Annotated in this window: 21 protein-coding genes; 5 read left to right on the top strand and 16 right to left on the bottom strand. The window is 33.6% G+C overall.

Features of this window, described 5'->3' with window-relative positions; genetic code table 11:
- Positions 1-386: 386 nt before the first annotated feature.
- A complete protein-coding gene (locus tag CER22_RS09315; protein WP_088608616.1) occupies positions 387-1,025 on the bottom strand; it encodes a pyridoxamine 5'-phosphate oxidase family protein in 639 nt (212 codons plus the stop codon).
- An 81-nt stretch (positions 1,026-1,106) separates the two neighbouring features.
- On the opposite strand from CER22_RS09315, the gene CER22_RS09320 reads away from it, so the two are divergent.
- A complete protein-coding gene (locus tag CER22_RS09320; RefSeq protein ID WP_088608617.1) occupies positions 1,107-1,715 on the top strand; it encodes an NUDIX hydrolase in 609 nt (202 codons plus the stop codon).
- Between the two features lie 88 nt (positions 1,716-1,803).
- Here the strand turns inward: CER22_RS09320 and CER22_RS09325 are convergent, their stop codons facing one another.
- The 4 genes from CER22_RS09325 to CER22_RS09340 all read right to left on the bottom strand — a co-directional run bounded on the left by CER22_RS09325 (position 1,804) and on the right by CER22_RS09340 (position 5,284).
- Positions 1,804-2,631 (bottom strand): peptidoglycan-N-acetylglucosamine deacetylase, encoded by an 828-nt coding sequence (locus CER22_RS09325; protein WP_088063072.1) that lies wholly within the window; start codon positions 2,629-2,631, stop codon positions 1,804-1,806.
- Between the two features lie 117 nt (positions 2,632-2,748).
- Positions 2,749-3,621 (bottom strand): aminoglycoside 6-adenylyltransferase, encoded by an 873-nt coding sequence (locus CER22_RS09330; RefSeq protein ID WP_088063071.1) that lies wholly within the window; start codon positions 3,619-3,621, stop codon positions 2,749-2,751.
- Between the two features lie 131 nt (positions 3,622-3,752).
- Positions 3,753-4,424, bottom strand: a complete 672-nt coding sequence (locus CER22_RS09335) for an O-methyltransferase (protein ID WP_088608618.1) — start codon at positions 4,422-4,424, stop codon at positions 3,753-3,755.
- A gap of 140 nt (positions 4,425-4,564) precedes the next feature.
- Complete coding sequence (locus CER22_RS09340) at positions 4,565-5,284, bottom strand: 3-ketoacyl-ACP reductase (RefSeq protein ID WP_142293453.1); 720 nt, start codon at positions 5,282-5,284, stop codon at positions 4,565-4,567.
- Between the two features lie 202 nt (positions 5,285-5,486).
- Here CER22_RS09340 and CER22_RS09345 point away from each other — a divergent pair, with 202 nt between their 5' ends.
- On the top strand, positions 5,487-6,074 hold the full coding sequence (locus tag CER22_RS09345; RefSeq protein ID WP_131933543.1) for a DUF3139 domain-containing protein: 588 nt from the start codon (positions 5,487-5,489) through the stop codon (positions 6,072-6,074).
- Between the two features lie 23 nt (positions 6,075-6,097).
- Here CER22_RS09345 and hitS read toward each other — a convergent pair whose 3' ends face one another.
- The 3 genes from hitS to CER22_RS09360 form a co-directional block, all read right to left on the bottom strand.
- The gene (hitS, locus tag CER22_RS09350; RefSeq protein WP_142293454.1) at positions 6,098-7,171 is read right to left on the bottom strand and encodes an envelope stress sensor histidine kinase HitS; all 1,074 of its coding nucleotides are present in this window, start codon (positions 7,169-7,171) and stop codon (positions 6,098-6,100) included.
- Positions 7,168-7,845 (bottom strand): response regulator transcription factor, encoded by a 678-nt coding sequence (gene hitR / locus CER22_RS09355; protein WP_217993520.1) that lies wholly within the window; start codon positions 7,843-7,845, stop codon positions 7,168-7,170. Before hitR ends, hitS begins: the two co-directional genes overlap by 4 nt.
- 88 nt (positions 7,846-7,933) lie before the next feature.
- Entirely contained in the window at positions 7,934-9,694 is a 1,761-nt protein-coding gene (locus CER22_RS09360) for an ABC transporter ATP-binding protein (protein ID WP_088608620.1), read from the bottom strand.
- 240 nt (positions 9,695-9,934) lie between these two features.
- Between CER22_RS09360 and CER22_RS09365 the strand changes: the two genes are divergently transcribed.
- Positions 9,935-10,699 carry an alpha/beta fold hydrolase gene (locus CER22_RS09365; protein WP_088063066.1) on the top strand — a complete coding sequence of 255 codons (765 nt, stop codon included), beginning with the start codon at positions 9,935-9,937 and terminating at the stop codon, positions 10,697-10,699.
- Between the two features lie 98 nt (positions 10,700-10,797).
- On the opposite strand, the gene entFM is transcribed toward CER22_RS09365, so the two are convergent.
- Positions 10,798-12,072: an enterotoxin EntFM gene (gene entFM, locus CER22_RS09370; protein WP_088608621.1), complete on the bottom strand. Its 1,275-nt coding sequence runs from the start codon at positions 12,070-12,072 to the stop codon at positions 10,798-10,800.
- 699 nt (positions 12,073-12,771) lie between these two features.
- On the opposite strand from entFM, the gene CER22_RS09375 reads away from it, so the two are divergent.
- Complete coding sequence (locus CER22_RS09375) at positions 12,772-12,942, top strand: hypothetical protein (protein WP_048543210.1); 171 nt, start codon at positions 12,772-12,774, stop codon at positions 12,940-12,942.
- A 41-nt stretch (positions 12,943-12,983) separates the two neighbouring features.
- Here CER22_RS09375 and CER22_RS09380 read toward each other — a convergent pair whose 3' ends face one another.
- Entirely contained in the window at positions 12,984-13,586 is a 603-nt protein-coding gene (locus CER22_RS09380; RefSeq protein WP_170968397.1) for a nitroreductase family protein, read from the bottom strand.
- Positions 13,587-13,831: 245 nt separating this feature from the next.
- On the bottom strand, positions 13,832-14,785 hold the full coding sequence (locus tag CER22_RS09385) for a D-alanyl-D-alanine carboxypeptidase family protein (protein ID WP_088121899.1): 954 nt from the start codon (positions 14,783-14,785) through the stop codon (positions 13,832-13,834).
- 186 nt (positions 14,786-14,971) lie between these two features.
- Between CER22_RS09385 and CER22_RS09390 the strand changes: the two genes are divergently transcribed.
- Positions 14,972-15,973: a S66 family peptidase gene (locus tag CER22_RS09390; protein ID WP_088608622.1), complete on the top strand. Its 1,002-nt coding sequence runs from the start codon at positions 14,972-14,974 to the stop codon at positions 15,971-15,973.
- 91 nt (positions 15,974-16,064) lie between these two features.
- Here CER22_RS09390 and CER22_RS09395 read toward each other — a convergent pair whose 3' ends face one another.
- From CER22_RS09395 to CER22_RS09415, 5 genes are all read right to left on the bottom strand, one after another.
- On the bottom strand, positions 16,065-16,511 hold the full coding sequence (locus CER22_RS09395; protein WP_088608623.1) for a DUF6376 family protein: 447 nt from the start codon (positions 16,509-16,511) through the stop codon (positions 16,065-16,067).
- Positions 16,512-16,601: 90 nt separating this feature from the next.
- Positions 16,602-16,823, bottom strand: coding sequence for a hypothetical protein (locus tag CER22_RS09400; protein WP_087982911.1), 222 nt, complete (start codon positions 16,821-16,823; stop codon positions 16,602-16,604).
- Between the two features lie 128 nt (positions 16,824-16,951).
- Positions 16,952-17,518, bottom strand: coding sequence for an acyltransferase (locus CER22_RS09405; RefSeq protein WP_088608624.1), 567 nt, complete (start codon positions 17,516-17,518; stop codon positions 16,952-16,954).
- Positions 17,511-18,641, bottom strand: a complete 1,131-nt coding sequence (locus CER22_RS09410) for an aminotransferase class I/II-fold pyridoxal phosphate-dependent enzyme (RefSeq protein ID WP_088063063.1) — start codon at positions 18,639-18,641, stop codon at positions 17,511-17,513. Before CER22_RS09410 ends, CER22_RS09405 begins: the two co-directional genes overlap by 8 nt.
- Before the next feature lie 19 nt (positions 18,642-18,660).
- Positions 18,661-21,222, bottom strand: coding sequence for a glycosyltransferase (locus tag CER22_RS09415; RefSeq protein WP_088608625.1), 2,562 nt, complete (start codon positions 21,220-21,222; stop codon positions 18,661-18,663).
- Positions 21,223-21,294: the final 72 nt, after the last annotated feature.

The following is a 21,294-nucleotide window of genomic DNA, read 5'->3' on the forward strand; positions in this document are numbered from 1 at the left end:
TAACGGCTGATTCCGTCAATAATTACTAGATTACTCGTTCACTATTGAAGTTCAAAGGTGGTAAAACCATTTCTCGTGTTAGGAAGCTCACACCCTTGGCTTCCCTCTCTGTAAACCGTAAAAATGATTTCATGTCCTTATCATTACTTTTCGTTCATGTCTATTTGTTAACTTATTATAGTTATCAACTTTTTAAAAAGCAAGCCTATTTTTACTAACTATTTTCAAAATCTTTTTTTATTATATTTCACAATAACATTTTACAATTGCCGCTCGATTTACCTATTTTGCTATTTCTCCATTTTGTAAATCAACAGTTCATATATAAATATCCCATTCTAAAATGTGTACATATTCACCTTACAAAGATATATTAATAAAGTTTTTTAATACAATCTTTTCGTATAACTTTCTTCTAAAGAACGTGCAACATCTTCTTCTGAAGCATTCACTTTCGCATGCTCCAGCAACATTTTTGCTGCTGAAGGTAATTCTTTTTTATTTAACCAAAATTCTGAATCCCACATCTTAGAACGAATAAAAGCTTTTGCGCAATGAATATAGCATTCCTCTATTTCAACAACAATTCCAAGTAACGGATTGCGTCCATTTGCCTGCATTTCTTGCAAAATTTCTTCATCGTTTGTAATGAATGCTCGGCCGTTTATTCGGAGTGTCTCCCCAAGACCAGGGATCAAAAAGAGTAACCCTACGTGCGGATTTGAAATAATATTCAAAATGGAGTCTATACGACGGTTGCCTGGTCTTTCTGGAATAATAATTTTATTATTATTTAATACGTATACAAATCCAGGTGCGTCTCCTCTCGGCGAAGCATCACACTCTCCTAATTTATTTGCAGTAGATAATACTAGAAAAGGAGATTTAGACAGAAAATCTATGCAATGATGGTCTAATGATGAAATAACTTTTTTCAAAGCTCGCTCACTTGGTCGCCCCAATATTTTTCGTAACTCTTCCTCTGTTGAAATAATCGATTTTATTTCCTTATTCTCTATCCCCACTTATACCTACCCCTTTTTCTTTATTCTCCCAAAATTCAATACAGATATTGTATAATAAAATTTGCAGAAAGGGGAATTTAAATGACAGAGTGGTTAACAATATTTGATACTGAAAGAAATATACTTGGGAAGAAATTACGTGATGAAGTGCATCGTGACGGTGATTGGCATGAAACATTTCATTGTTGGTTTGTAGAAAAAGATGCTGAAGATATGTTTTTATATTTTCAATTACGCTCTAAAAATAAAAAAGAAGCACCGAGTATATGGGATATTACTTCAGCTGGACATATTATGCATGATGAAGAAGTACAAATTGGCGGTCTTCGTGAAATTGAAGAAGAATTAGGACTTTCCTTTCAAACTACTGATTTAGCATACAAAGGTATCTTTAAAATAGATTATGAAATTTCAAATCTTACTGATCGTGAATTTTGTCATATGTATTTTCACAATGTCATCAATACACTTTCATTTGCACCAGGTGAAGAAGTAGACGATGTGATGAAAATACATGCAACTTCTTTTCTACAACTATTAAAAAGAGAGATTTCATCTTTTACGGCTATTTCTGTTTTAAGCAATACACCGATAACAATAACATTTGAAGATATTTATCCATATGATCTTGCATACTATGAATTTGTTATAGAAAAAGGAAAAAACTTACTAGAAAATAATAGTTTATAAATAAAATAGGACTCCCATTTTAAAGTACTTGGGAGTCCTATTCTTTATAGTGGATGATTGACAATACCCGACTGATTTAAATTCCAGTTTATTTTCTCTCTTTCGATGTTTGGAACATACTTGGCAGCGTTACAAAGCGTGCCCCTTTCGTTTTTAACTGCGGAATAATTTTGTCTAGTGCCTCTACAGATCCTTGCAAATGCCCACCTGGTGTTGAATGCTGAAGTATAACACTGCCAGGAAATGAATTCCCTAACACATTATTTGTAATCGTATCAGCGCTTACTCCTTTCCAATCAACCGTATCAACACTCCATTGTACAATCATAAAATTTTGCTCTGTTGCCCACTTCAATTGATTTTCAAGTATTTCACCGTATGGCGGACGAATAAATTTCGGTGCATAACCAGCTAAACGATTTAATATTTCTTCGGTTTTCATAATTTGATTACGGTACTCAGCATCATTTACTTTCGCTAAATTTGGATGGCTATACGTATGATTGCCAATTACATGCCCTTCATTCGCAATACGTTTTACTACATTCGGAAACTTTTCTGCATTTTCACCAAGCAAGAAGAAAGTCGCCTTCACATTATGTTGTTTTAACTTATCTAAAATTTTCGGCGTAAATTCTAAATCTGGTCCATCATCAAATGTAAGAGCGACTTCCGCTTTATTGTACGGCCCTGAAAATGCGTACGCATATTTTTCGACCCACGAAAATGGCGTCCACGATCCACGCTCATATGCTTTCATTTGTACTGTATATTTTTGAGGGATATATGTGTATGGCAATGAACTCATATAGTCTCCATAATAAAATGAGTGATATGGCATATAGGCGTACGAAACATCTCGTTCTAGTCCCCATTCATATGGGGCAAACATTTCTGACGAATAAAAATAATACATAATAAAAACCTCCCTAAAATTTCATATGTGATTCATCTGCACTTTGTTAGAGAAATTATTATTCATGAACAAAAATAAGACTGTCCATAATTAGGACAGTCTTACTGCTATATACAATTAATAAATCGATGCACTATCTTTCGGCAAAGCTTTTACATGTTTTAAATAGCTTGTCACTCTGTCATCATCACCTTGCGGGTATTGATACCCATATGTGTTACCAATTTCGTTCGCAACTTTTCTAAATAAATCGCCCATTACAAAAAACGACTCCCAAATGTCTTCATATTCAGCATTCGAATAGGTCCTTTTAAATTGCTCCCACATATCTTTTTCAATGTATTGCTCGAAAAGCTTTCCAAACTTTCCTGCATTAACTGTAAAGTCTGTTTTCATACCAATATGCCATTCTAACATTACGATGAACATATCCCGCACCGGGCCATCAAGTATTCCTTTCGCATAAGAAAGTTCTTCTCTCCATAGTCCTTTTGCCACATTCGTACTACACCACCAAAATTCATTACAGCAATCTAAAAACTCTTTTTCTGTAGGCTTTTTTATTAAGTAATCCCTATCGCTTGCTGGTGGAAATTCGTCAATACAATTATCTTTATCCAGAAGCAGTTCACTTAAACTATCTTGTCCAATGAACTTATTTATCAAATCAAAGGGAACGAGCGTTAAATCAATTCGGTTTCCATCCATAAACTGCATTAAATACGGAAATTTCCCGTCTTCATCTGGTGGAACTAATGACATTTCTTCCGGCATTTGTACAATCATTATTTCGCCAAATCTATGAATCCAATTATGATTAGACGTAAAAGATTGTATATCATTTACAACATACATAATATCATAGTCTTGAAAACAATCTTTTTTCACATGTTGATTTACACGTGACCCATTCATGATGACAGCTCGAATTCTTCCATCCTCTTTTGCTGTACTAATAATTAAGTCTAACATTTCTTTTTCAGTTCTCATCTATTCCTAACCTCCAATTTTTATATAAACTTATATTTCCAAGTATGTTGGAGGTCCACGAGCTAGCTGTGTTGTACACGATACATGTTATAATTTTTGAAACATCTTTTTCATCTTTTTACCACCTTCCGTCATTCTTTTACGACTGCCATTACAAACCCATCGTATCCTTTACTTCCGACAGTTTGAAGCGCAGTAGCACTTACACGTGGCTCTGCAGCTATTAATTCATAGAAGCGACGTATCCCTTGTACGCGAGGATCGTTACTCGTATTGTCAATAACTTCTCCTTCACGTACTACGTTATCACCAATAATTATAGTACCAGGGCGTGATAGTTTCAGTGCCCATTCAAAATAGGTAGGGTTATTTTGTTTATCAGCGTCTATAAAAATAAAATCAAATGGTTCATACTTCTCATTTTCGATTTGCTGTAAAGAATCTAAAGCTAATCCTGTTCGCACTTCAATTCTATCATTCAAATTGGCACGCTCAATATTGCTACGTGCAATTTCAGCATGCTTTTCACTTGCCTCCAATGTAACAACTCTGCCTCCAGATGGCAATCCCCTTGCAAGCCATATCGTGCTATATCCGCCTAGAGTACCAATTTCCAAAATGTTTCGAGCTCCTTGAATTTGTACTAATAGTTGCAAAAACTTCCCTTGCGTTGGCGATACATCATGTGCTGGTAAATTAGCTGCAGCGTTTGCTTGAAGTACTTCTTCTAATGTAGAATCTTTCGGTATTAATACATCACTCACATATTGATCAACAGCCGTCCATTTCTCAATCGTACTCATGTAAATACCATCCCTTTCAATATTTTTCTACTATTCACATATTATTATACAGAAAATTCTGCCTTATAAACAAAAATAAAGAAGGGACATCTACTCCATTACAGAATAAATATCCCTTCTTTTGTTTATGAAATTATCCCTTACGGATTAGTAGACCAAAGTCCTGCTGATTTAATAAATGTACGTTTATTTAATTTCAGCTGCGCTACGATAAACTCTGCAATATCTTCTGCTTGCATTACTTTATCTGGGTTTCCATCAGTTAATCCTAAATCTACAGCCATATCAGTTGCTACTGTACTTGGAGTTAAAGCTGTTACACGAATATTATGTTTGCGAACTTCCATCGCTAACGATTCTGTTAAGCCAAGAACACCAAATTTAGAAGCACTGTATGCACTTGTTACAGGTGCACCTTTTTGTCCTGCTGTAGATGAAATGTTAATAATATCACCAGATTGTTGTTCAATCATACTTGGTAAAGCTGCACGAGTTGCATAGTATACACCCATTAAGTTTACTTGAATGATTTTTTCCCAATCAGCAACGTCTAATTCTAAAAACTTACCGAACTTAGAAATACCAGCGTTATTAATTAAAATATCGATAGACCCTAAACCATTTTTTAACGTTTCAATTGCAGTCGTTACCTCTTCATATGAAGATACATCAGCAGTCGCAATAACAGCTTTTACGCCTTCTGTTTCTACTTCTTTCGCTACAGCTTTCAAGTTTTCTTCTGAACGAGCTAAAAGACCTACATTTACGCCCTCTTTCGCTAATGCGATTGCTACAGCGCGACCAATTCCTCTACCTGCTCCTGTAATTAAAGCATTTTTACCTTGTAATAATTCTGCCAAGTATAACACTCCTTAATCATCTCAGTTATGTATTATATTAAAATTGTATCTGTGTTTATGTAAAAAGGCAATGATGCACTTTCATGTGCGTAGGTTACTTATAGGTAACTATGGAAAGTTTTTATTGATAAGTCTCATGTTTTTGCCATAATTCATGTAAAATAAAAATAAATCCAGCATAGGAGAGTGTATGTGTATGTGTATGAAAAGAAAGAAATGGTTCTTGTCACTAACTGCAGTCGGACTATGTATCATATTTTTGGCTATGTACTTTATATTTGGTAATCCACTACATTATAAAGTAATAGAAAAAGATACTAGCGACTATCTCTATACTATACAAGGCTATAAGCAAAAAGAAATACAAAGCATAACCGGAAAATATACTCCCATTTATAATATCGGCTATTATGCAGAGGTAGTATATAAAGACGAACCTTATTTTACATACTCTTATACATACGATAATAATAAGAAAATAATACAAGACAACGGCATTTTAGGAAGACATACTGAGTCATTTAAAAATCTTAATTTAAACTGGTCATTGTTTGACGAGTTAGTAGACGGTATCCATACTAACTTGCAAGAAAGAGGTTTAAGCGAAAAGAAAGATTATTCTATACGCTATGTTCAATTCATTGATATCGATGATGATACAAACGGTGCAGAAGCATATGTTGACTTTAAGAAAGATAAAGAATCAGATTATTCATACCGTATGAATGGCCAAGGAACAGCTTATCAATATAGTTGCAGTAACGGGGAATGTATTTTTAAAGAAAAATAGTGTTAGAAGATATCCTCCTAACACTATTTCTCTTCATAATTCGGAATACACACAATAAATTCTGTTCCATTCCCTTCCTCACTCTCGACTTTTATTTCTCCTTGATGAAGGTCAAGTACCTTTTTTACAATGGCCAAGCCTAAGCCACTTCCTCCATAAGCACGATTTCGTGAAGAATCCGCTTTATAAAACCGTTCAAAAATATGTTGTTTTTGTTTTTCAGATATACCAATTCCCGAATCATGGATACGTATTTCTACGTATTTCTCATATTCTTTTAACTGAATTGTAATTGTGCCACGACTTGGCGTAAATTTAATACTATTATGAATTAAATTAATCCACACTTGACTCATACTTTCTTGATCCGCAATTATATACACTTTTTCTAAATCAAGATCTAATTCAATTTCTTTTTCAGCCCAGAGCGGTTCACTATTTAACACAGTTTGCTTTAACTGTTGATCTAATCGATAAGTCACTCTTTCTGGTGTATACTCTTCCGACTCTAAAAGAGTTAGTTTCAGTAAATTTTGGCTTAGTTTAGATAATCTCGTCGTTTCCGTTTCAATAATGGTAAGATAATGCTTTCGTTTTTCCTCGGAAAGATTGTTATCTTGTAGCGCTCTAGCAAATCCTTTTATAGATGTTAATGGTGACTGTATTTCATGAGAAACATTCGATACAAATTCCTGGCGCATTTTCTCCATCGCATTCAGTTCATCTGTCATATCATTTATACTTTTTACGAGTACACCAATTTCTCCATCATACTTTTCTTCATTTCGTATTTTTACGGAGAAGTCTCCTTTTGCAATTTTTTGTATCGGTTCAATAATAGTCCAAATCATTGCCTCTCGTTTTGGTCTCATTAATATCCCAATCAATGTCCAGATAAGAACAATAAATACAAAACCGACCATATCACTAATTAGAAAGGCCACAAACGACGATACGTTTACTTCAAAAGCATTCAATATACTAGTTGCTACATAAAATGCGATAGACCAAATTATAGTGAGAAAAGAAAAAAGCGCTAATACCGCTCCCGTTACTTTCAACATCTTCAACTTACTCATTCGTTTTCTTTTCCTCATTTACTTACCTCTAAGCGATACCCTAATCCTCTTATCGTTTTAATACTAAACTTCGACTTCTCTTCTTGAAACTTCTCACGTAGTCGATTAATATGAACGTCTAGTGTACGTTCATTCCCTTCAAAATCATATCCCCATACATCTTCAATTAACTGCTCTCTCGCACAAGTTCTTCCTGCTTTAGAACCTAAAGTAAAGAGCAATTCGAATTCTTTTAGCGGTAATGTGACTGTTTGTTCTCCGGCTGTAACTTCAAATGTTTTACGATTTAACAGTACATTCCCAATTTGAATCGATTGCGACACTGTAATTTGGTAACGTTTCAATAACGCCTTAACTCTCACTACTAGTTCTATAGGATCAAATGGTTTTACAAGATAATCATCCGTGCCAAGGTGAAATCCTTTTACTTTTTGAGACGTTTCCCCTTTAGCAGTTAGCATCAAAATCGGAATATCATAGTACTTCCTTAATTCAAAACATACATCAAATCCATCCATATTTGGCATCATGATATCAAGAACAACCATATCAACTTTTACTTCGTCTATTTTCTGAAGTGCATCTAGTCCATCAATTGCCTCATATGTTTGAAAACCTTCTCGTTCTAAAAATACAGAAACAAGTTCCCTAATGTGCGGATCATCGTCCACTATTAAAATGTTAGGTATCAAAGAAACCATTTCCTTTCTAATTCGCATCCTTTATAAAACTTTTAAAAATGAATCATTAGTGGAGTAAAAACCCCACTGATGATTCATTTTATAATACGCCCTCTTTAATTTTCAATTGTTGCGTTGCAAATTCACGATACATATCATGTGTCTGTAATAATTCATCATGTGTACCGCTTCCTGTAAGATTCCCTTTTTCTATAAAGATAATTTTATCTGCATCCACAACAGTAGAAAGTCTATGTGCAATAACTAATGTTGTTCTGCCTTTCATTAAGTTATTTAACGCTTTCTGAACGACAGACTCTGATTTACTATCTAGACTGGAAGTTGCTTCATCTAACATAAGAATTTGTGGATTTCGAAGTAACGCTCGAGCAATTGCAATTCGCTGTCTTTGCCCTCCAGAAAGCTTCACACCACGCTCTCCAACTTCTGTTGCATATCCGTTTGGCAAATCATGAATAAATGCATCAACATATGCCATCGCTGCTACTTTTTCAATTTCTTCATCTGTTACTTCACCCTCAACACCGTAGCAAATATTATCACGAATTGTCCCATCAATTAACGGACTATCTTGTGAAACGTAACCAATTTGACGTCGCCATGATTGCAATGAATAACTCGTAATTGAGTCTTTTCCTAATTTAATGGCACCGCTAGTTGGCTCGTAAAAACGTTCTAATAGTGAGAATAACGTCGTTTTCCCGCTACCACTTGGTCCTACAATCGCTGTTACTTTTCCTGATTCAATTGTGAAATCAATATTCTTTAAAACTTTCTCTTCTTCGTTATACTCAAAATGTACATTTTCAAGAACGATTGGCTGCTTAGCATTTGTGACTTTCACACCAGTTTCATGATCTTCTACTTCATATTCTAAAATTGTATTAATTCTTTCCGTTGCACCAATTGCCTTTTGGAATTGTGTAAAGAACATAGATAATTGACTCATCGGCATTATAATTTGAACTAAATATAAAATAAATGCTACTAGTTCTCCTGTTGTTAATGCACCGCTAGAAACTCGCATTCCACCATACCCTACGATAATAACAAGTAATGCCATTAAAACAAACGACATAACTGGTGAAATTAACGCTTGCACTTTTCCCTCTTTCAAGCCAAATTGTAATAGCTTTTCAATACCTTTATTTCCAGTTTCATATTCCTTTTTTTCTGTGTTCGAAGATTTCACTAAACGAATTTCTGATAATACTTGTGTTAATACACTAGTAAAAGAAGCCGTTTCATCTTGAAGTGCTTTTGAAATCTTATACATTTTTCGTCCAAGTGGAACTAAGATGAGTACTGATAACGGAATAACCGTTAAAAGTAAAAGTGTCATTTTCCAATCTAAAACAAATAGTACAATTAATGATCCAACAATTGAAATACCGCCTGTTAATAAATTTGACAAATGCTCAGAAATTAACGTTTTCACAACTCCTGTATCATTTGTCATACGGCTAATTGTATCGCCTGTTCTATTTTGATCATAATAAGTTACCGGTAAAATAAGCACCTTTTTCCACAAACGTTCTCTCAGTCCAGCTACAATCTTCTGTCCTATATAATTTAGTAAATATATAGACAATCCCGCGGCTATAGTTTGCATAATAAAGAATGCAATTAGCCCAACAATTTGTCCTGTACTAATTGACGAAAGTGAAAAATTATCTACTAAGCCCTTCGTTAACATCGGTATAAATAAACTTGCTCCAGTAGAAAGTAAACTCATTAATAACGCAAAAGCAAGAATCCCCTTTGGAGGATTTGTATCTTGAATAAGGCGTAAAAACTGCCTCCATCTCCCTTTTTTCTCCATCTCATTTCTAACTTCCATTTTTGTTCATCTCCTCGTGTTCAACCAAACTGTTCTTTCTAAAAGTAGAATACAATACAAATGTAAACTGAATGTAAACACACTTTTTCTGTTTTTACAAAATATACATACAAACGCATCTTTACAACAGATATAAACATCTGATATTATTACCTGGTACTTAATATTATTCTATGTGAATTATAGATAACTAATTTACAATACTGTATAAATCTCCCGTTATTGAAAGGAGTATCCTTTTTGCAAACAAATATACATTCCGAAAAGGAAACAATCATTTTTATTCATGGATTAGTCGGCAATCGTCGTGCCTTCAAAAAAGAGCATAAGCGATTTTCCGCCTCTTACAACATTATTACTTATGACTTATTAGGTCACGGCGACGATAAAGGAGAAGCTATCGAATTTTCATTACAGCGCCTCGTAGATCAACTATTGAAATTATATGAAAAAGAAGGTATTACAAAAGCTCATATTTGCGCTCTAAGTTATGGCTGTTATATCTCTACAATTTTTGCACAAATGCACCCAGAAAAAGTATTAAGCATTTGTCATATTGGTGGACATTATAATAATCCATCCCTTTTATATAACGTATTTCAAAAATTTTGGGAGAAGCGCGGAGACGAATACTCTAAATGGCTCTCTCAATATGCAAATACCATTTTTCCAAGTGGCATACTAAAGGCAAATCCGTTCGCAGTCATTTCAAGAAATATTTATTACCGTTTCGGATTGCAATTACATTCATCAATTATTTCCCAATCATTACGGCATCGTTTAGAATTCGATTTAAAATCTAAATTAAAATCACTTCCCCACCCTATATTATGGGTAATGGGTGAACATGATCATCTCTATAAATCTTGTCTTTTTGATTTAAAGTCCGTTCTTCCTAACGTTTTATATAAAGAAATACCGTTAGCAGGACATGCAGCAAACTTATTTCGTCCCAACTACTTTCATGACCTATACGCTCGATTTTTAAATGGGAAGTTACAGTAAAAACTACTACATTCCCAATTTACTCAACTATAAAAAGGCTTCCCAAGTTTCCCTGGAAAGCCTTTTCTCTATACGAAAAGTATATAAACTACTTTTTCTTAGTATGCTTTTGTGTAACCTAACATGTGCTTGCTCCAGTAAGAGTTACTTACAGAACTAATACGTACACCAGTTGCATCAGTTTCTGCACTAATGAACTGACCGTTTCCTAAGTAAACACCCATGTGAGAAGGACCTGATTTATAAGTATTTTGGAAGTATACTAAATCACCTGGTTGTGGATTGCTAGTTTTTGTTTTAGAGCTCCAGTATCCAGCAACTGTTTGACGAGCGCCTTTATGACCAGTTTGATTTAATACGTAGTGAATGAATCCACTGCAGTCAAAACCAGCAGGTGTTGTACCAGCAGTTCTGTATGGTGAACCATTTAATGATCTAGCGAATCCAGCGATTGAAGATGTATCTCCACCTGTTGTTGGTTTTTGTACGTCTTTACCTGGTTGTTGAACGTTATTTGTAACGTTATTGTTATTTGTAACGTTGTTTACTCCGCCTTTTACAAACTTAACGAAGTCTGCACTTACGTAACCTGTACGGCCGTTATGGTTAATTTTGTACCAACCATTTTCAGCGCCAGTAACGTTTAATACTTTACCTTGTGTTACGCCACCGATTACAGCGTTGTATGTAGCTGGGCCTGTACGTACTTTTAAAGCACCAGTGTTAACAACATAAGAACCACCAGTTTGAACTGTAGTAGTATTGTTGTTTGTAGTTGGTTGTTTTGTTTCGTTAGATACAGCAGAACCACCTTTTGTTACGAAGTCTTTGCTTACGTATCCAGTTCCACCATTGAAGTTGATTTTAAACCAATCTTGTACTTCTCCAACAACTTGTACTGTTTTACCTTTATTTACAGAGCCTAATACTGTATGAGATGTACTTGGGCCTGTACGTACGTTTAGTGAAGAAACGTTTACTGTGTAAGTACCAGTTCCTTGTTGAACAGTAGTTCCTGTTTTACCACCAGTCGTTACGAAGTCACCACTTACATAACCAGTTTGACCGTTTACAGTTACTTTGAACCAACCGTTTTCTTGTCCAATTACTTGTAGTACTTGACCTGATTTCACTTTAGAAATAACGTTATGTCCTGTACCAGCACCTGAACGTACATTTAATACATCAGCTGTTACCGTGTATTTTAATTCAGAAGTTGTTTCTACCTTTTTTGTTTCAGTTACAGTCGTTTGAGTTTGTCCATTAATTTCTTTTAGCGCCTCATTTGAAACTTGTGCCTGAGCAGAATCCATACCTGGAACTGCAACACCCACTACAGAAGCTGCTGCTAAACCTGCAATTACTTTTTTCATAAGTTGTCTTTACTTCCTTTCCCTACTATCCTCTTAAAAAAACTTATAAACTTAATACATTACAATATTATCAAAGTAAAATATTCATTAAGTTCCATTTTTTAACAAGAGTTTTATTTTTCACACAGAGTTCATTTTAAATGAATGAAGTGAATTCCGTGTGAACTTCATGTGAACTTTACCATTAAACTTATTGTTTTTGCAATGCTTTTTTCAATTCTCTTATGTATTTCATTGAAAATTCGACATTTCATTCATTATCTTAATATACATTTTCTATCCACTTTGAAAAACTCTATTCATCGAATCCAATGCAAAGAATGTATTTTCTAGTAAAGTCCCTTACATAAAGCATACTCTTATCATGACAAAAAATGCTTTTTTAATCAATAGTATAATATTTTCAGAAAACTTTTTTTGATACTATCTATCACTTATAAAAGATTTGACGATTTGTAAGATTTAACTTCAAAAATTCTGTTCTAATTTGGCGAAAACACACACACCACTGCCTATTTTTCACTAACCATGGAATTTATAGGATATTTATATTATCATATATATAGTGGTATTTTAACCAATACAAATTTTATTTACCCTACACTGAAACCTATGGAACTTTTACAGGGCGGTACATTGAATTTTGAGATGGAAGTCTTATTGCCCGCAAATAATGGGATTAAAAAAGGAGGTATATTTATGAAAAACATAATAGATGATCCTATAAATAAAAATATAGAATTGTACTCTGCTTTTTTTCAATTCGTTTCAATTATTACCTTACAAAAAATATCAACTATTGAAACACGTAAAAACGAATTAAAAGATCAGATGAAAAATTCCTATCAAAAAAATCCTTATTACTTATAAAAGGTGAACAGGTTGTATCCCTGTTCACCTTTTATCTCGCATTATTTATAAATTTTCACACGATTTTCTAAAGGTTGGTATTCTTTTTCACCTGCAGGTACCACCGGTTTACCAAACGGCATTTGCGCAGTAAGTTTCCAGCTTTCTGGAACTTCCCATTCTTTTCTCACTTCTTCATCAATTAATGGATTGTAATGCTGCAATGTAGCACCAAATCCTTCAATTTCTAAAGCTGTCCAAATTGCAAATTGTAACATTCCTGAGGATTGCTGTGACCACGTTGGGAAATTCTCTTTGTATAATGCAAAGTTTTCTTGCAGTTCTTCCACTACTTGACTGTCTTCAAAGTATAAAACCGTTCCATAACCACTTTTAAATGCATTCATTTTTTCTTCAGTAGATGCAAAGTTATTTTCAGGTACAATTTTTCGTAACGTTTCTTTCGTAATATCCCATAACTTATCATGTTGTTCTCCTAGCAAGACGACAACGCGGGCGCTCTGAGAGTTAAAAGCTGAAGGTGTATGTTTTACAGCATGATAAATCACTTCTTGAATTTTTTCATCAGAAACTACTTGCTCTTTACTAATCGCGTAAATAGATCTTCTGTCTTCAATTGCTGTGTAAAAATCTTTTGCCATCATAATTCCCTCCAATTTTCATTTGAGGCTTTTTCATATGTATACATCATGTTCCGCCTCTTAAAACTTATCATTAATAAGCTTCTAACTTTATACTATCAACAAACAATAATAAACTCAAATAATAACACTCACATTTTTTACCTTTTTACTTCCTAATACTAACAATAAAAAGGCAATTTATTGTTACCGATAATAAGTAACAACAAATTGCCTTGCTTATATGATGATCCAACTCAGTATTTCAATTAATTAACTAAGCCAAAAGCATAAGACATTAGCTTGTTCGTCTCTGTAAAACGCTGCGTTTTACCTTTCGTTCCCATTACAACAGTAATAATACGAGTATCACCTTGTTTTGCTGTACCCGTAAAACAATACCCCGCGCTATCTGTAAATCCTGTTTTTAATCCGTCTATTCCTTCTATATATAAAGCTTTATTATTTTTGTTTAACATATCATTTGTACTTATAACATTAATATTATTAAATGCTAACTGACTTTGACGTAAGTGAGTCACTTCTAATATTTCTGGATAGTCTTTTATTAGATGATACGCCAAGTTTGCTACATCAGCAGCCGTCATCTTCGTCTCACTTCCATCAGGTTCTTGTAGTCCTGATGCATTTGCGAATTTAGCATAATCCGACATTTTTAACTCCTTCGCTTTTGCATTCATAAGCTGAACGAAATCTTTCTCCGTCTTAGCCATATGTTCTGCTAAAGCCACAGCCGAATTATTTGCCGATTCAATCATTAATGCATGGTACAAATCTTTAACAGTCAATGTGTCATTCACTTGGACTGGGATTCTCGCACCCTCTGTTTGTGCCGCTTTCGTACTCATTTTCACCGGATCTTCCCAGCGAACTTTCCCATTATGTACATTTTCTAATAGAAGATACGCTGTCATCATCTTAGACATGCTTGCTGGCGCAAAAGCTTCTTTTTCATTATGTTGATAAATAACTTCTCCATTACTCGCATCAATAATCATAGCTGCTTTTGCATCAATTTTCGGTGGTATGTACTTTGGTGGCACTACTTTTTCAGCTAATCCTGTTTTAGGTAGTTCTGCCACCTGTAAAGGTTGTCCCTCTATATTTGTTGCACTCTTTTGAGTTCCTTGGAATAAGAACCAACATATCCCTAAAATAATGACTACTAGGATCGTCAGCCTTCCCCATTTTAACCGCTTCATTTCAAAACTCCTTTAGCAAACCTTTTATACACTCACGTTTAACCATAACAATAATTACTTTATATCGTCAAGGTAAAAAGCATATTTATTCATCTAATACATTTATGTTACACTAATTATACCGAAATATAAGAATATTCAATGAAAATATTAGAAACTCATAATTCAATAGAAAGGATTCTTACGATGCTACTTCCAAAACCATTAAAATACGGAGACACAATCGGCATTTATTCGCCCTCTTCACCAGCAACCTACACTTCTCCTAAAAGATTTGAACGAGCGAAATCTTATTTACAACAGAAAGGATTTCACATATTAGAAGGTTCACTAACAGGTCGATATGATTATTATCGCTCCGGCAGTATACAAGAGCGTGCCGAGGAACTGAATGCTTTAATAAGGAATCCTAATGTATCTTGTATTATGTCAACAATTGGCGGTATGAATTCCAATTCCTTATTACCTTATATTGATTATGATGCTTTTCAAAATAACCCTAAAATAATGATTGGCTATTCAGATGCAACAGCTTTATTGCTAGGGATTTATGCCAAAACAGGAATCCCTACATTTTACGGTCCGGCACTCGTCCCCTCCTTTGGAGAATTTGAGCCTTTTGTAGATTATACATACAATTATTTTGTAGAAACATTACTACATGATCAATCGCTTCCTTACAACATAAAACAGCCTTTATTTTGGTCAGATGAATTTATTAATTGGGAAGTGAAAACGAAAGAAAAAGAACTTAAACCAAATAATTGGATTTCCGTAACAAATGGACAAGCTACTGGACGTATTATTGGAGGGAACTTAAATACAATAGAAGGAATTTTGGGTAGTCCTTATATGCCATGTATTCAAAATGGGGATATTTTATTTATTGAGGATAGTTCAAAAGATGCAGCTACTATTGAAAGAAGCTTTTCATTACTTAAAGTTAACGGCGTATTTGATAAAGTTTCAGGTATTATTCTTGGAAAACATGAGCAGTTTGATGATTGTGGTACAAATCGCAAACCTTATGAAATATTATTAGAAGTACTGCAAAATCAAAGAATTCCTTTATTAGCTGACTTTGATTGTTGTCATACCCATCCGATGATCACTATGCCGATAGGTGCTCAAGTGAACATGGATGCAACTAATAAAACAATACATATTTTAGAACAATGGAAGATATAAAAAAACACTTATATTATAGGAAGAAAATATTATAAACTTTTCCATTAGAAAACATAAAAAAGCTCCGTTCATCACAAACGGAGCTTTTTTATTATTGTCCTAAATTTTGAACCTTCTCTTTCAAATCACGAACTTGATCAATCGTCTGCATAAGCTCAGAGTTTTTAAATTGCTCTACATCCACTTTTCCTTCTTCTATCTTCGTCATTGCCGTATCAATTAATATATTTAACTTTTCGTTATATCCGACGATTTGCTGATGAAGATCCTTTGCTACATCAGGTGGTGTTAATTCATTGAAAGCGGGTATATCTTGTTTAATTTCACTAAGCTTCGTTTCTAACTCTTTTCGAGCTTCGCTATCATTAACAGCCTTTTCAGCTAATGCTGGTGCATCATTTGCAAATGCACTTATTTCATTTACATAGTCTGTCGCTTTTTGAGCATAATCTATGGAGTTCTTTCCTTGCTCTACTAGTGAACATCCCATTAAACCAATTGAAACTATACATACTAATAAAATTGATTTGATTTTCATTTTAGACTCCCTTCGCCTTTATAATTGTCTGCAATTTTCTCTATGCATAACTTCTAGCTAAATTACTTATAACCTTTTTCAAATAGCTATTTACCCTCTTACATGCCCTATTATCGTTACAGCATCTATTTCTATATTTACGCTAATAATATCTTCAATTATATCCATATATCCTTGTCCTATAGCTGTTCCATAGTGTAATGTAAGCCCCTTCTTTTCATACACTGACTTTGGCACCGAAAAAATAAACCTCCTCAAGTTACTTTCATCAGCTGGTTCCATAATTAAAACAATCCCATCCTCATCAAACATATATGCTCGCCCTCCAACTTTACATTCACTATGACTCAGTATTGCCTTTGTCAGCTAAATTTAAAACATAATAAGTTAAGATACAACTTTGCTGTATCTTAAAAATAAAAAACATTAATTCTTTTTTGTTAAGAATTAATGCTTTTTAAAAAATCATTTTCTGACTCTAGCATCTTTTTTTGACGAGGTTTTATTTTTTTTACGGGAACTCCAGCATAGATATACCAATCATCTAAACTCTCTTTTACCATACTCATCGCACCAACTGCTGTGCCTTCTCCTACAGTTACATTTGGAAAAATAATAGAATCAGCACCAATAATCGTATGCTTTTTTAAAATAACTTTTCCTGTTTTCACATTCCTATATTGATTCGGGACAGTTGGCCCCATTAATGTATTTCCACTGAAATCATCTAGTACTGCATATACGATTGTTTTAGCTGAGATATTTGCAAAGTCATACATTTCAATCCCAACTTCCCCTCCATATAACGCTGTATACGCTGATATATGCGAATAACTTCCAATTGTGATTTTACCACTTAAAATACAAAAATCATCAATTCTTACATTATTACCAACTGATATAACACCTGGATTATATATACTTGCTTTTTTACTAATCAATACATTTTTCCCAACAGATAAAAATCCAATTTTCTTTAGCTCTTCTTGACTATAAAAACTATTCATCTGCCGACACCACCTTCTGCCCTAAACAGATTACAATTTGTTCTACTATTTCTTTCGTCATTCCTTCCCATAAAGGTAAACTTACTATTCGTTTGGCTATTTTATTCGTTTCTATTAAATCTGTAGACTTATAAGTTCTAAAAAGAACTTGTTGATGGCATGATGGTGAAAAGTATAATCTAGCTTCTATTTTCTGTTTTTTCAGTTCTTCTATTACTTGTATGTTGTGAACTTCTTCCGGACAAAGAATAGGCATAAATTGTTGAATAACTGCTTCTGTCTTTTGGAGTTTCCATCCTTTTTTCATTAATCCATTACTTTGTAACAATTGTTTATACCATTCAGAAATACGGGTGCGTTCTTTTAATTTTTGATTCCATTTTTTCATAGTCGCAATCCCAACAGCTGCCGCATATTCAGACATTTTACAATTAAACCCCATCATCGTACATTCACGATTTTTATCAAATCCGAAATTACCCATTCTTTTAATACGTTGTATATCTTCTTCCTTTTTACTATATATGAGCCCTCCTTCACCAATTCCGAACGGCTTTGTTGCATGAAAGCTATATACGATCATACCACTAAAATCCTGACCGTAATGCATACTTCCATTCATTAACCCAAATCCCGGTGCCGCATCTACGACAACCGGAATACCCTTTTTCTCTAATTCTTCATATTTTTCTAAGTCCATCCATGATCCAAAAGTTGCGTACGGGACAACAATCGCAACCTCTTCTTTTAATTCTTCAATCTTATCCCAAAGTACTGTTTTATCCATATACCAATCATCTATTGAAATATCAATAAAATAAGGTTCCAATCCACACCAAATAGCCGCTAATGGAGTCGCAGGGAATGTAAAACTAGGCATGAGGGCATATTTTCCTTTTCTTCTTTTCTTAAGTTGAATAGCGGCCATTAACCCTAATGTTGCGTTTGCCACCGTTGTAACAGCGCCCCTGTTCTGAAAAAATTCCGACATAATTGTTTCTTCAAAACGTTGATTTATAGGTCCATAATTCGTATATATGTGAGATGTATCTATTTCCTTCAATTCGTCCAAATACTCAATTACAGGTACAGTTGAAGCACGCAAAAAAGGAATATTCTCCATATCTATCTATTCCTTCCTATCATTTTCGGACAATATAGAGCGTATCTGTTTCAGATAATCCAAATTTCCTAGCACTTTTCATTCCTTTTCTTTCAGCTACGTTATATAATTCCACCTTAAACCCTGCATTCATTAATCGTTGAATGAATCCCGATTGATTATAAATTCTCACATGATCTTCTTGACCAAAAGCTAATTTTCTCAATTGTGGTGTTACAATTAATTTATTTTCTATAATAGAATCTACATTCATTACGATTGGTACTTGAATAATTCCCCATCCATTTGGCTTTAATACTCTATATAACTCTCGCATTGCTTTGTCATCGTCAAGAACGTGTTCTAATACATGGCTACATAAAATTACATCAAAAGTATTACTATCATATGTAATGCTTGTAACGTCAATTTCCTTCATTAATGGATCCTTTGGTTCTATATCCCCACATACATACGTAATATTTTTATACTCGTTAAACCAATCTCTTAACTTCTCTTCAGGTGCAATATGAAGCATAGTGTATTCTCTACTTAACAAGTCCGTTTCCATTTCAATGTACGCACGATACAACCTTTCACGATCCATTGAACTACAAACTGGGCATATCCCTGTATCTTTATTCCACATCTCAAATTTATATTTCGGAAAATCATAATGTGCTGGCCAAGGTGAAAATTTTTCAAATTGCTGATTGCAATATTGACAATAACAAGATTCTTTCTCAAACATATGAGCGACTAGCTTGTTTAACCCTTTTTTTATCTTTTCATTATAAATTTGATCTAGTTCCCCATTTCTTACCGCATCCTTAACTATAAATCCCGCATTTTCTAAACAATAAGATAAACTCTCTTTATAATCTCTCTCAGAACTTAAAAATCCACTATTATATGCATCTATAATTAATTCAATCCACTCTTCAATTGTCATTAAAATAAAATGTATTTGTTTTTGATTTTGTCCACTATGTTGTCTAAAATAACTAAGAGGTTCTTGTATATAAACTACTTTTCCTTTCCTCATCATATCTAGCCAAGTTGCAATGTCATTAATAGAAGAATAAGCCTTTCCTTTAAAATACCCAAACTTCCCTTCAAACAAATCTCGATTAAACAGAACAGTTGTCGGCTCACCAACTATATTTTTTAAATTTTTTAATATGTAATTTCCTAATTCTTTTCCTTCAAAAAGTGTAGTTTCTTTCGCAATTTTCATATTCAATGTTGAGGGTGGTAATATCTCTCCATTCTCATCAATCAGTTCACGATATGACGTCACAAATGAAATATTTTCTAACATCAAAAAGTATTTCATCATTCTCTCGATCTTTTCATGATGAAATAAGTCATCATCTAATAAAAAGTTTATATAATCCCCGTTCGCAAGTTCTATACACTTATTAAAGTTTTCAGCAACTAACGGAGTTTCATTTTTAGCATATGTAATACACTCATATTCACGTAAATACGGTTGAATCATAGCATTAACTTCATTATTTGTACTGTCGTCAGAAATAATAATTTCAATATTTTCATATGTTTGATTCAGTGCGCTATTGAGCGCTAATTCCAAGTAATAAGGTCTATTGTAGGCGGGAATAAGTATACTTACTTTTGGTAAAGGAGAATTATTATTTATATGTTGTTTTTTCTTTTCTATGTTTATTTTCTTTCTCCTAATTTTTTGATAATAGTCTAATGTATACAATATCGATGATGGAACTATCCTTCTTGCATAATCTAGAAAATTAGTTATCGCTTTGTCTAATTCTTTTTCGTCGGATAAGAAACCATATTTTTTTCCTGCTATAATACTATGTGAAAAATCTTCTAACCCATCCATCATTTTATTAGATTCATTTAACTGTTGATCTGGATGTAATCGAAAGTAACTAAGTGTCTCTGCTATATATACTGCTTTTCCTTTACTTAATAAAGATAACCATGAAGCTATATCTACGTTACATAGATACCGCCTCTTATCAAAAATCCCATACGGTTCTTGTAAATCATTTTTACGAAATAAAACTGTTGTCGGTTCTCCGATATAATTTTTTTGATCCACAATTACCCTATTTGCTAATTCTGTTCCCTCTATAATCGTATCCTTTTCAAATAAACGGACAGTTGAATAAATATGTCGTAGTTCTTGCCCTTTATCATCAATTACTTGGCGATGAGATGTTACAAGCTTAATTTCATTCTCTAGATCATTCAAAAAATACTTCATCATTTTTTCAATTTTATTCACGTGAAATATATCATCATCCATTAAAAAGTTTACATACTCACCGTTCGTTTCATTAAATAACATTAGCGCATTTTCAAATTGTCCGAGAGTTGACCTGTTTTTTATATAAATAATATTTGAATGATTACATAAGTATTTTTGTAACACCTTTTCTGTTTCGTCATTCGTACTATCATCTCCAACTATAATTTCTATATTAGGATACGTTTGTTCTAACACACTACATAATGCCTTTTCAAAGTAGCGAGGTCGATTATACGTAGGAATTAACACACTTACCAACGGAAGTTGATCTACCACCTCTACAGTTCTTTCAATATGTGTTCTCATTTTACTCTCTCACCTCTTCGCATATTATTTGTATACGCGATGCAAAAATCACATTACTTTAACTGTATGGAG

The organism is Bacillus sp. K2I17, from assembly GCF_002209985.1.
Lineage (GTDB): Bacteria > Bacillota > Bacilli > Bacillales > Bacillaceae_G > Bacillus_A > Bacillus_A wiedmannii.